The organism is Paenibacillus sp. 01T443 (assembly GCF_056398325.1).
The window spans coordinates 1-13,262 of record NZ_JBFTPE010000034.1; the positions used below are offsets into that span (position 1 = coordinate 1).

Sequence of the window (13,262 nt, forward strand, 5' to 3'; positions counted from 1 at the left end):
AAACAAGATTACTTAGAAAGAGTGTTAAGAGTAGGTAGTAATTATTCTTTAAGACCAGCAAAATTATCTAACAAGGGAAGTCGCCTGCTAGAGGATAATTGCAAATATGAAGAAACTTATCCATCGAGGGATGGTTTGATTAATTGGGTTCAGATCGAAAAAGAACAATATTCTAATGACGCTGATTAACGCATAGATCGTTAAAATAACGGGTAATTATAGCTTAACAATCACCAGTACGAGGCTGCCGGTCAAACGATCGGCTGCCTTTATTAGTTAGTGGTACAATCGAGACAAGGATGATTTCATAAGTGATTGAGGTGTTGAAAATAGACAAGACCAAAGTAATGGCGTATTTCAGTCTCTATGGAGAGGAATTTCCAATAAATGAAGTTACTAAATTTCTCAGCATAGAACCAACAGAATCGTATAATAAAGGTGATGTTATTGTCAGACAGAAGAATGACAAAATGATTAGTACCACAGTACATTACAGAAAAGAAACAGCCTGGGTACTTAGTTCAGGGTATCAAGAATCCTATGATGTTACTGAACAACTGGCTCAAGTTTTGGAACCATTGAAAAATAAAACAGCGATAATAAATCAGTTAAGAGAGAGGTATAGATTGGATTGCCTTTTCTCAATCGTAATAATAATGGAAAATGGTCAAACGCCAGCTTTACACCTCGATAATAAACAGATTGAATTCGCAAATAGCATAGAAGCGGAGTTTGATATTGATTTATATGCAAACCCATATAAAAGCGATTTTGACATGTGAAAAGCGAGATACTGTTGAGCTAACGGGTACGATAGTTCAGTAGCAAAGGGCTGCCGCGTGGCAGCCCTTCGCTCAACTAATGGCCGGTTTTGTGCAACTATCATGATTGTACGTTCGTTCTGATAATTAGGGGGTGTCGGAATGAAAAAATTCGTTTTGATTCTTTTTTTTATTTTAACTGTTACTGGATGCGGGGCGAATAGGCAATCAGCATATGGCGAGCAGGAGACTCTTACCTACGACTATAACCAGAATGGGCTTGCAATAAAAGCTAATATAAAGGTAGGCAAAAACATTAAAGTAGATGCATCGATTACCAATAACAGCGGGAAGACAATTATTTATAATGGGCGTTGCGGCTAAAGGAAGATGCCCATTCGCACCTCATTACCCGTGATGAAAAAGAAGTAGGTTGTGATGATATGTTTGATCCCAATGATTTAAGGGAAATGGAACCGAACGAAACATTTGAAAAAGAAATAACATTTAAACGCGAGGTTAGTTTAACGAATGGACGAACTGTGAGTGCATTAAGCGGCATGTATGAGGTGTCTTTTTCCTTCCAAATGCATGACAATGAGAGAGTCTTTTCGTCATTACCATTAGAATTGATGATGGACAAAGACCCTGAAATAATGACCGTGGATCAAGCAAAAGATTTCGCAAAAGAAAATATAGAAGTGATGAAATGGTTTGACGAACATGAAAAAGAGGATATGTTCATCGAATCGGAAGACGCCATTTTAAGCGATGGAATGTGGACCGTTATGTTTCATGCTATTCACAAAGACAAAGATGGCGTTGATCGTATTATCATCAACATGGATGCCATATCTGGGGATATTAAAGGGATTCATTATGAAGAGGTAAGTAAAGAGGTATTGGAAATGTTAGATAAATAAGCTTCGCAGAAAAGGGGAGATTATTATTTTGCTACGGCGTTCGCTTCCGACTCAAGTGAGAAAATATTTAAGGTTGGAATTGAATATGACCAAAGTCAAATAAATAATGAACAACTAAAACAAATCATTACTGGTTATCTTAGTCATGCTGCTTCAAATTCGCCGCCTTCAAACGATTGGAAAGAAATGCTTAAACCGTTTGGATTGCGGATTGAAAAATTAGGCGACGCAAGAAACTTACCTATAATAGCTGAGAAAGACTTCGGGACATCAGAATTAATATGGCTACTGGAATGAGGATAGAGTACCTCTAAGTGACACGGCTGGAAGAAATAGCATAGATAGTAAACATCGAAGGGCTGCCGCGTGGTAGCCCTTCGTTACGCTAACAGGCACCCCCTTATATCTTTGGACAGGCCCGATTTTTATAATAGAGGTGGGTAAATTTAGTAAGAAAGGAGCCTGGATGAGAAAATTATCGATTACAGTCGCCGCAATGATCGCCCTTGCATCATTGCCGTGCACGGGAGTCAGCGCAGCGACAGCGGATTTTAAAGACGTGCCGGATACAAGCCCCTATTTCGCTTATATTCGCGATTTGAAGACGCTTGGCATAGCGGACGGAATCGCCGAAGGGATTTACGGTCCGAAACAGACGCTGACCCGCGCCCAGTTTGCCAAATTCGTCTCCGTCGCTTTTCAACTGAAGGACCAAGGAGGATCGGTACCCTTCCCGGATATCCGGGATCACTGGGCAGCCGCCTATATACGCGCCGCCTATCAGGCGGGCATCGTTAACGGCACTTCCGCTACGACTTTTTCACCGAATGAGCCGGTCAAACGCGAAGAAGCCTCGGTTATGGTATGGCGGTATGCCAAAAAACAGGGTATCGCTCCGGGCGGCGCACTGAATTTCAGCGATAAGCCGAATACTTGGGCGGCGGAAGGAATCAGCGGCATTATTGCCCACGGCTGGTACGGTTCGGACATTACCCGGGATTCCGGCGCGTGGTCGTACCGGCCACAGGACGCGATGACCCGCGAGGAAGCAGCCGCCTTAATCGACCTGTCGATGAAAGAGATTCCCGGCAGCCTGTCACCGGCCGCGATTCCGGTGAACGGCGTTACGTCCGGCTTGCCTAAGGGAAGCGTTCCGTACGGAAGCATGGCGATACTGAGCGCCGCCAGACCGGGTGCGACCATCTACTACACGACGGATGGCAGCGATCCCCGGACATCGTCCGCCCGTAAACCGTATACTTCGCCCATTCCGGTACTAGGAGGGCTTCAGTTGAAGACATGCGCGGTTTACCATCCCGTTTCCGGCAAAACGGAAGTCAGCGGCGTTTCCGTATACAAGTACGAGGTTGGGGCCGTAACGCCTCCGGGGCCGTCCGTAGGCCTTTACGACCCGCTCGAAAGCTTCAAACGGATGACGACCCGCACGAATATGTACATCGCTACGGACCATCCCGCTAACTTCGGCAGCGACGCGAAACGGATCGCGCGAACGTCGACGGCGCCGGGAAGCATCGTTTACCATACGGAATACGATATCGCTTCCGTGCTCTTTTACAGCTACTTTTTTACCGGAGTCGAGCTGGAAAAGAGCAAGACGTTCGCCTCGGCGGACGGGAAAACGTATAAGGAAATACCGATCAAAGCCTATCCGGTCGGCAATCCTTCGGGTGATTGGCAGCAGTACGCCTATGAAGCTTCTTCGCTGCCGGCAGGGACGCGCTATTTGAAAATCGAGCTGCATGGAGTTTCCAAATCCTGGTCGCCGCAGCTTTCCAGGGTTTCGATCAATCGAAGCACCGCTTCCGTCGACGTCAGCTCGACCCGAAACGTCGAATCGCTTCAGGTCGAGCTTTCTTCGGCGACCCAAGGGGCCCGAATCTATTACCGCAAGGACAACGCCCCTGCGTTTCAGCTCTACACCGGGCAGTTCCAGCTTACGGGGTACAGCGTGCTCGAAACCTATGCCGTGAAAGACGGCCTGGTACCGAGTCCCATTCGCAAAACCAAGCTCAACGCTAGCAATAAAATTCAAGTGGACCGATTCGGTCAAATGATATCGGCTAATTTTCCCGGGAAGGTGACAACCGAGCTGCAGCTGGAAGCGGATGCCGAGGCGGACGCCTCCTATTACGCCGGTTTAACGCCTCCTTCAGGCCGGGACCGTTTCGGCGGTCTGGCAGGCAGCGCGGCCAAATACGGCTTGCAAAAAAAGGGCTTTTTCGCCATTCAGCAGATGGGAAGCCGCAAAGTGATGACGACGCCGGATGGCAATCTCTTCTTCAGCTTAGGCGTGAACGGACTAACGGCCAATGAAACCTTTACGATGGTAAAGGGGCGGGAGGAGCTGTTCGAATCGATTCCGTCCATTCTTGGGGAATATAAAACGGCTTATAACGGTTCCAATAACTTTTCGTACTATTTGGCGAACAAATATTTGAAAACAGGAAAAGTCCCAACCGAGCATGCGGTCTATTCGGAAGCGGCTGGGCGCATCAAAAAATGGGGATTTAACAGCGTAGGAGGCTTTTCGCCCGACAAATACGGCAGCGAGAACAACTTGCCTTACGTGCGGATGCTGCCGCTCGCCAGCATGAACTGGGCGAAGATAGACGGGATTTCGCTATTCGACATTTTCGCGCCGGATGCGGTGGCCAAGCTTGATAAGTCGTTTGCGCAGGTCGTCAAGCCGACGAAGGACGATCCGATGCTGATCGGGTATTTCATCGACAACGAATACGATTTCCACAAGTTTTATTCCCATGTGCCGAAGCTGAAGGCAAGCGAAGCGGCGATCAAAGGACGTTTGGTTAAAAGGCTGAAGGATAAATATCAAGACATAGACAAATTTAATAGCGAATGGCAGACAAACTTTAAAACCTTTGAGGATTTGAAGGAAGCGGAGCTTCCGATCAAGACGTCGGCGGCCTGGCGCGATATGGACGCTTTTTTCAGGTATTATCTGGATACGTTCTACGGAACGGTCTCGCGGCTCTACCGCAAATATGATCCGAATCATCTTCTACTCGGAGACCGATGGTTAACGACGCCGTTCCATAACGAGAAGTTTCGAAGCATAATGGCGGAGGTGGAAGGGAAATACGTGGATGTTATCAGCATTAACTATTACACCTATAACCTGGATGTCGACCTTCTGAAGGACGTGTACGCGAAATCGGGCGGCAAACCGATTCTGATTAGCGAATTCGGTTTCGGCACGACGGAACAAGGCTTGGATCCGCTTCTTGAGAATTCCGCCGAGAATCAGTCCCAGAGGGGAACGCGTTACCGGAATTATTTAGAGGCGGCGGCCAGTCTAGACAACATTGTGGGCGCTCATGTGTTCAATTACGTCGACCAGGCTGCTCTGGGCAGATATTGGGAAGGCGTTTGGGGAGAACGTTATAACTCGGGCCTTGTGAATGTCGCCGACCGTCCTTATAAGGAATACTTGAAAGAGGTCATGACGACCAACTACGACATCTACAAGGTCCTTCTCGGGGAACGGCCAATATTCTATTACGATTTAAGCCAAAAATAAGGCGTGATGCCAAGTGTAAACGAGCTTATGCCGTCCTTAGGCGGCATAAGCTCGTTTCGCGATGAAATATAAGCCATTTTTATAAGTGCAAAACTTATAAATTCTTATATTTGCAGAAAGACCGCCAGATTGGCGGTCTTTCTGCGTCTTTAATCTAGATGCTCGAGAAACAACTACACTGTTTCCATGTGTTTTGAGTAAATGCCCTAAATAGTGTTCAAATCTACCGTCCATCTCTTATCAAATGGGCAAGAAATGCAGACCTTTATACGTACAGCAATTTTAGGCAGGGWACATGGAGAAGAATTTCCACCGGCCAAGGTCAGATCGGGGCGCGCTACTATTGGTAATTTAAGCAGAATTATATCTGATACACTTAGTGGTTCAAAGTTAGAAGGAGTAGTGAAGCATTTTACCTCAAAAGAAGATCTTGTATCTGAATGTAACCGAATAATAAAAAAAATGATGTCATCTTAGTTAAAGGATCACGCGGTCTAAAGTTAGAGGAAATTTGTGATTTGTTAAATAAATGAACAACTATAAATTCCCCGATTAAGCTAACGGGTACGATAGTTGAATAACATACATGATGAGCAGGCGCTTCGGTGGCCTGCTCATTTTATTAAGCTAACAGGCAGTTTAATGGAGAGGTAACTTCTTCATGTCTTTTAGCGTCTAACAAATGGAAAGAAGAATGCTATTATGATGGAGGTTGAGCATAGTGAAAAAGCTTTTATGCATAATTGCCATAATTGGCGTGATAGGGTTTAGTTCCTCTGCCTTCGCGGCCGGAGACGTAAGGTGCTAATTCCACTTCGCGCTGTCTCTGAATCGCTTGGTGCTTCAGTAGAATGGAATCAACAAAAAAAGACCGCAACCGTTCGCAAGTGGTCGGAGAAGATTTCGCTGACTGTCGGCAATAAGACAGCCTCGGTCGAGGATGGTCTGAACCAGCCTGGTACAATTTCATTGGATATTTCGGTCAAAATCGTCAATAATCGTGTGTATGTGCCTCTGCGATTTATATCGGAGCAGTATGGCTACAAGGTGGCTTGGGAAAATGATACAGTCTCCATCCAATCGCCGCTGGATCAGAATCAACGAGCCAAGCTCTACTCGGGTGATTTGTCAACGAGCAGACAAGTTGCCATGAAAGCAGCATATGTTGATCGCAATTACGTGCCTCTGCCTTTACAAACCCTGCACCCGTATGAAGATTACAGCACGGCATTTCTGTTTCCTCAAGGAGAGGCGCTGCGGTTTTTCACTATCGAAGGTAATGAAACGGTAACATTGTTCGAATATAAGGATGATTTTCTCGTGGCGACCTGGCAGGCACATGTGGAAGAGTTAGAAGGCAACTCCATTCACAAGCTATTAGAGGATAAACTCAAGGATCGTACAGGACCGACACCAAAAATCAACAGGCCCTTTCTCTATTACTACTCTGCTCCTTTCGGAGATAGTTATACTGTGGAATCTGGCCGCATTGATGCTGATGGAAAGTATGCCCAGACAGGTTACAAAAGAACCGTGGGTGGAAGCGTGACAGATTTTTCTGGAACGATTTCTCTGATTTTGCCAAATGAGATTCGCAAGGAAATCATTAAAGTGCCGGAAAGTTAATCGCTGCCATTACGCTAACGGGAAACGTTAGCGTGATAATGTATGATGTATTTCAAGGGATATAGGTAAGCGTCAAACAGCTCCCACCATGCGGTTATGATGAGGGCTGTTTGACGCTTACCCCTAATCTAATATTTGGCTTTCCAATCGAATGCACTACATTGATTAAGACAAATGACGTTTTGATTTTGTGACATGACGGAAATGAAAACAAATGAATAAAGTGGAGTTCCTGCATTTTGAGTTCTTTGGCAGGAATATAAGTTCCATTTTGCAACAAAAATGGAACTTAATCCGTCGAAATATCAGACATGCAGATGCGAAACGGAAAAAGTAGGGGTATCCAATGAAAATTCAACCGAGGAGTAGTGTCATTCGGGCGCATACATGTATTTTCTAACTGGCAGGTTAACGCAACAAAAAAACTTCATTATTCGTTTTTAATGAAGAGTGGAAATTATGAAAAAGTTTTTAACATATTCCAATTTATAGAATGAGCTGTACAAGCCACGTTCTAGTTGTTAGGGCAATTCTATATCCATCGTAGATACAGATAGAAGGGTGTGTGAATTTTGTTTAAGCTTAACCATGTATCCCGTCCTATTCGCAGCATTTTATTCGTAATCATTATTCTCGTTTTCTCGATTAGCACCGCATCTGTTCTGTTGTATGGCGATCACTTTCTGCTTGGGTCTTATGAGAAATTAAATAATGACGACGTCAAGTATGTAAATAGCGCTAAGATTTTATTGAATAAGCACACGATTGCTTATAACAGCGGCGAGGAGCCATCAACTTTCATCATGCCGGGAATGCCGGTCGTGCTGGCTGGTCTCATGCTCATCTTCGGACAAGGAGATGGAGCGGTTGTAGCATTCCGAGTCCTGCAGGTAGCCCTTCAAGCCTTCTCGATCTATTTGATATTTATAGTGGCAAATCAGCTTTTTAATAGTAGAGCAGCTATTATTGCCAGTATAGCAACCGTGCTTTATTTGCCCGATTATTTTTCCTCTGGCGCAATTTTATCGGAAACGATGTTCCGCACCCTTTTCATATTGCTTATTTGCTTCAGCCTTCTCGCCTTAAGGAGCCAGCAAACGAAATATTACGTTATTGCGGCCGTTTTTGTTGGACTAGCTTGTTATTTCAAGCCGCATACGGTGCTTTTTCCCGCTGTCTGGTTCTTTTTATGGCTTGTGCAGAGGGTATCCTGGAAAACGATAGTGAAGCATACGGCAGTTATTTCGCTAACGATGATCCTTCTTCTATCTCCATGGTGGGTTCGGAATTACATTACGTTTGATAAATTCATTCCATTCACACAGTCAGCAGGCAATCCGATGCTATTAGGTGCGCTTATCCACTACGGGGCGCCTTCAAAGGCCTTCTTCGACGCCCATCCGGAATACGAAGGCAGCAGTGATAACTTATTTGTAGGCTCAGACGCCGCTCTGGCGGAAACGGCCCAAAAAATTGTGATTTTCGGCTTCCAGCATCAGCCATTGAAATATTTGAAATGGTATACGGTCGATAAAGTATTTGGATTATACGAGGTTCCTTACTATTGGAAAACGGTTTTTGGTGTAAATATATGGATCACGGGCATCTATCATGTCGTATTTATACTCCTTGGAGCAGCCGGGCTGCTGATTATGCTTATGCAAGCCCTCCGGCAAAAGAATATTCCCTATTTATTTTTACTGCTTGCATTGGCCTATTTTACAGTGATCTATGTTCCATTCGTCGCCTTCAACAGGTATGGTTACCCGAATGTGTTTCTTATCTTTCTGGCTGCGGGCTTCTTTATTGACTGGGCCGTTGCAAGGTATCAGAGTAGGAGAGTAAAAGCTTCTGCCACTGTCAACCTTTAAGGGCTTCTACCCAATCGCGCATTCAATGGTCACAGGCGCTACCTCTGGTTTGCCGCATATTTAAACAACAAAATAAAGCTTGGTGGGGGCTGTTTGACGATTACCTTTGAATGTTATAACGAAGGTAATAAGTATTCAACTAACGATAGACGATAAACGATAGTTCAATAAGAAGAGGGCTACCGACATCATTAGTTCGGTAGCCCTCTTTTCATTATCAGTCCCAAACACTTTTCATCACGTATTCATTAAGCTAACGGGCAGTTATGCGTGGTGATAATTTAAATATCTTCTTTACAAGCGAACGTGTATTCGGTATTATCTTTATGGGTGAATTTACCATATTTATGAGGAAGTGATAAAGGGTGGAGATTACCAACGAAGTTTGTAAATAAGTCGTTATGCGCAACTTTATGACAGAGACGCTTAGACATAAACTTAATTGAGGAAAGCTTTATATAGAGATTATGACTTTTAATTCATAAGGAGATAAAACTATGACAAAAAATAAATTACTACGAATGGACAACGTCCTCATCGTCGTTGACGACCTCGAAGCCGCTAAAGCCTTCTTTCTCCAACTCGGATTCGAGTTGGAGGGCGAAACGACCGTCGAGGGCTCCTCCGTAGATCGTCTCATTGGCCTTCAGGACGTCCGTGCTACCCTCGCGTTTATGCGCACTCCGGACGGCCACGGACGGATCGAGCTGGACAAGTTCCACAAGCCGGATGCGATCAGAACTGGGCCCGAGAAGGCTCCGGTGAACGAACTCGGGATCCGCCGCATCATGCTCGCTGTCGATGACATCGATGACGTGGTCGCGCGCCTGCTTGCCCACGGCGCCGAACTGGTCGGCGAAGTGGTGCAATACGGGGACACGTATCGACTCGCCTACATCCGCGGTCCCGAAGGCATCATCGTCGGGTTGAGCGAGCAGCTCAAGTAATTAGATCTGGATATGTTTGGATCTCCGCTATTTCGCGTAATTAATTTACATTTATGTTAACAATGTGGAAATTATATATTTATTTATGGTACAACCAGCGAAGCTGCCACCACCCGCAAAGTATGCTCCAACACGTGAAGAGTTAGTGAATGCGACGATTTCAAACCAAATGATGGGAATGCTAGAATGAAGATAAGAAAGAAGAACGATGGAAATAGCAAGCATCGGTTATTGAGCTCTATCGGTCCCCGTTACCTGAAAAATCTAACGAGACTTCAACACAATCTGCGGTATATATGATTCGAGAGATTACTGTTCCGGCACACACATCTGTGTGACTCCCTCGGATCCGCCAGAAGGAGGACGAATATGACGAGGTAACGAAAGGTAAAAAAGTCCTTGATGCAGGAGTTAAAGAAAACCCTTCATTCTCTCACGAAGCCAAAACGCCTCCCCAAGAAAACCAAGAGCCGGAATACCTCTACAAAAACCACGATTAAAACCAAGGCCGAAAGCAGCCTAGAAATGCAGAAGAAATTAGAGCAGGATTTAACCCGGAAAATGAAGCAGGGTATGCAAAAGATTAAGCAGGAAATGGAACAAGAACTCTTGGGAAAATTGACAAGCAGAAGGTTAAGACTACAACAAATAGTGATAAAGAAGTTTCTTCCGATGTTAAGAAAACGAAAGTGCGAAAAGTCTCCAAAGGCGTGACTTCAGGAAAGTCGTCTTCCAAAACTAAAAGGAAAAATTTAAACCGAAAACGGATTGTACATTACTTAAATTACTTACTTTATCCGAAAGTTTAGAACGCAGAGTAGTTGTCGGCTACGAGGTTTTAGATAATAGCAGTCAGGAGATCTAGGGCATTGACATCCATGATCTTGAATACTAAAGTAAAAAGCCGTAAAGTTGGTCCGGAACGACAATACAATTTAGTACATGTAACGGATGATGCTCTGTATTACTCTGATGAATACGCTAAAGCGGTCCTAGAGCGAGGAAGACTGACAATCCGGAAATATACGCCCGAATTGGCTGACGCTATCAAGAGCGCATACGATTCAGGATACAAAAACAATAGTAAATTGCCTAAACTAGGATAGATGTTGAAGGTTACATAAACAGACTTCCGATAACTGAACTTCCCCCAGACAAGCAGACAATATTAAAGAAGCAGCCTTAAGCAACCTTGGTACGGTATTCAACCGGACTAAGGTTGTTTATTTAATGTTATAGAGCATTTCTTTGTAATGAGGAATGCTTTTTTGGGTTGGAAAAAGAATTTCCCTGTAACAACAACAATGTATCCAGTATCGGCATTTTTTTATTGTAAAACGATAAGTCTTATGTTAAAGTCGAATTAAATTTAATGATAAGTGAGGGGCTTTTTATGGAACGAGGAACAACACTCTTTTTAAAGGCAGCTGTTTTTCTTATTGGAATCCCAGTTCTTGCTTTGTGCATATTTTTGGTGCCAGAGATCGCGGATTTTGCGGCAGAATTGTATCCAGATATGACTTATTTGAAATATCTCGTGTTTATCGATTTGTATGCAGCGCCGATACCTTTTTACTTAGCTCTGTATCAAGCATTTAAACTTTTAAGCTATATTGACAAGAGCAAAGCATTCTCGGAATTATCTGTACGAGCTTTAAAGAATATAAAATACTGTGCAATCACAATCAGCAGCTTGTTTGTGGTAGGCATGCCACTCTTCTATCTCATTGCGGAGAAAGACGATGCCCCAGGTATCATAGTCATCGGATTGGTCTTGATTTTTGCCTCCATGGTGATCGCCGTTTTTGCTGCTGTTCTCCAAAAGCTTTTAAAAGAGGCTATTGATATAAAATCAGAAAATGATTTGACGGTCTGAGGTGAATAACATGGCGATTATAATCAATATTGATGTGATGTTGGCTAAAAGAAAAATGAGCGTAACAGAACTTTCGGAGAGGGTTGGAATAACAATGGCTAACCTTTCTATATTGAAAAATGGAAAGGCAAAAGCAATTAGGCTTTCAACTTTAGAGGCAATTTGCAAAGCATTAGAATGCCAACCTGGAGACATTTTAGAATATAAAAGTGACAAAGAGGAGGTATAACATGGACATTAACAATCTGATTATTGAAAATATTGCTAACCCCCATGAGCTGGAGAGAATGTATAGAAAAGAACCCGAAGCTTTTAAAAAAGCATTCTCATACGCATGGGAACATCATCCTGATTCGCAGGTTCTTGCCATTTGGTATGAAAGATTGCATTTCAAGGAGACGGCAAATTCAGAAAAAGCTTCCTTGCTTCAAAAGAATTTCTTATTTATGGGCATTTTAGCGATTCTTGCCGGGATAAGCACCAGAATAATTTTTCATTTTACCGAACAGCAAGCAATAGCTCCGATTAACCTTGTTTTTGGTATACTTCCCTTTATTGCAGCTTATTTTGTATATAGTAGTACCCCAAAAAAAAATGTTATTTATACCCTTGCGTCGTTATTTCTAATCTCCGGATTTTATCTTAATATGCTGCCACTAGAGCATAAAGATAGTATTATCCTGGCTTATCTTCACCTTCCCATTTTCTTATGGGTAGTATTAGGGCTTGCATTTACAGGTAATGAATATAAAATAGGCAGCACGAGATTAGCTTATCTTAAATTTAATGGGGAATTTTGCATACTCTACGCCACCATGGCAATTAGCGGAATGCTGCTAACAGCATTAACCATGCAGTTATTTAGATTTGTCGGCATGGATATATCTCAATTTTATTTTAAAAATGTCGTATTATTTGGTGCTGCAGCTCTCGCTATTGTGTCCACATGCCTGGTATCGAGGAACCTTAAACTTTCTAAAAATTTTGCACCCTATATAGCCAAAATTTTTAGTCCGCTTGTACTTGTCACATTGGTGGTCTACCTAATAACGGTTATTTGGGTCGGGAAAAATCCATTCTTGGACCGCGATTTCCTTCTATCCTTCAACGGAATACTCCTTAGTGTATTGGCTGTCACCATATTTTCCATTACCGAAAGCCGCAAAGACGAGAAGAAGAACATTTCTGATTATATAAATTTTGCTCTAATCGTTCTTGCTCTTATCATTGACAGTGTGGCTTTATCAGCCATAGTGTTCAGGCTTTCTTCTTATGGGATTACGCCCAACAGACTTGCAGTTTTAGGCGTAAACATACTTATCTGGGCCAATCTAATTTGGATTATGATCTCCTATATGCATTTTCTACAAAACAAAACCGGGCCTTCTACTATCCAAAATGCCGTTACGAAGTATTTGCCGGTCTATGGACTTTGGGCAGCTTTCGTTACATTTACTTTTCCTTTAATTTTTTATTAGAAAGGTTCTGTTAATGTAATATTGACCTAATCAAATTTCTTGAACTAACTGTTAGTTGAAGGAAAAATGGAGCAGCTTGCCTACGGCAGCTGCTCCATTTTTCGTTGCGCTAACTGGCAGTTTAGTTCCAATGTTTAAAGGTGAAAATGTAAATGAACTATGGATAAAATACTTGCGCCTGAGCGGTAAAATTGAGCGAAAAGCGACTATGGAGAGGATTT

At 43.4% G+C, this 13,262-nt stretch carries 11 protein-coding genes; all 11 read left to right on the forward strand.

The window, feature by feature from the left end; genetic code table 11:
• Positions 1 to 189, forward strand: a 189-nt coding sequence (locus AC1DLI_RS31745) for a hypothetical protein (protein WP_477609305.1), incomplete at its 5' end; no start/stop codon positions are given.
• A 140-nt stretch (positions 190 to 329) separates the two neighbouring features.
• Complete coding sequence (locus AC1DLI_RS31750; protein WP_477609382.1) at positions 330 to 782, forward strand: DUF4279 domain-containing protein; 453 nt, start codon at positions 330 to 332, stop codon at positions 780 to 782.
• 141 nt (positions 783 to 923) lie between these two features.
• A complete protein-coding gene (locus AC1DLI_RS31755) occupies positions 924 to 1,145 on the forward strand; it encodes a hypothetical protein (protein WP_477609307.1) in 222 nt (73 codons plus the stop codon).
• Between the two features lie 59 nt (positions 1,146 to 1,204).
• Entirely contained in the window at positions 1,205 to 1,684 is a 480-nt protein-coding gene (locus AC1DLI_RS31760) for a hypothetical protein (RefSeq protein ID WP_477609309.1), read from the forward strand.
• A 466-nt stretch (positions 1,685 to 2,150) separates the two neighbouring features.
• Complete coding sequence (locus AC1DLI_RS31765) at positions 2,151 to 5,243, forward strand: S-layer homology domain-containing protein (protein ID WP_477609311.1); 3,093 nt, start codon at positions 2,151 to 2,153, stop codon at positions 5,241 to 5,243.
• Between the two features lie 801 nt (positions 5,244 to 6,044).
• The gene (locus AC1DLI_RS31770) at positions 6,045 to 6,869 is read left to right on the forward strand and encodes a stalk domain-containing protein (protein ID WP_477609313.1); all 825 of its coding nucleotides are present in this window, start codon (positions 6,045 to 6,047) and stop codon (positions 6,867 to 6,869) included.
• Positions 6,870 to 7,441: 572 nt separating this feature from the next.
• Entirely contained in the window at positions 7,442 to 8,740 is a 1,299-nt protein-coding gene (locus tag AC1DLI_RS31775) for a glycosyltransferase family 39 protein (RefSeq protein ID WP_477609315.1), read from the forward strand.
• Positions 8,741 to 9,237: 497 nt separating this feature from the next.
• The gene (locus tag AC1DLI_RS31780) at positions 9,238 to 9,687 is read left to right on the forward strand and encodes a VOC family protein (protein WP_477609317.1); all 450 of its coding nucleotides are present in this window, start codon (positions 9,238 to 9,240) and stop codon (positions 9,685 to 9,687) included.
• 1,393 nt (positions 9,688 to 11,080) lie between these two features.
• Complete coding sequence (locus tag AC1DLI_RS31785) at positions 11,081 to 11,563, forward strand: DUF2975 domain-containing protein (protein ID WP_477609319.1); 483 nt, start codon at positions 11,081 to 11,083, stop codon at positions 11,561 to 11,563.
• A gap of 10 nt (positions 11,564 to 11,573) precedes the next feature.
• Positions 11,574 to 11,792 carry a helix-turn-helix domain-containing protein gene (locus AC1DLI_RS31790; RefSeq protein WP_477609321.1) on the forward strand — a complete coding sequence of 73 codons (219 nt, stop codon included), beginning with the start codon at positions 11,574 to 11,576 and terminating at the stop codon, positions 11,790 to 11,792.
• A gap of 1 nt (position 11,793) precedes the next feature.
• Positions 11,794 to 13,041, forward strand: a complete 1,248-nt coding sequence (locus tag AC1DLI_RS31795) for a DUF4153 domain-containing protein (protein ID WP_477609323.1) — start codon at positions 11,794 to 11,796, stop codon at positions 13,039 to 13,041.
• The last annotated feature ends 221 nt before the right edge of the window (positions 13,042 to 13,262 follow it).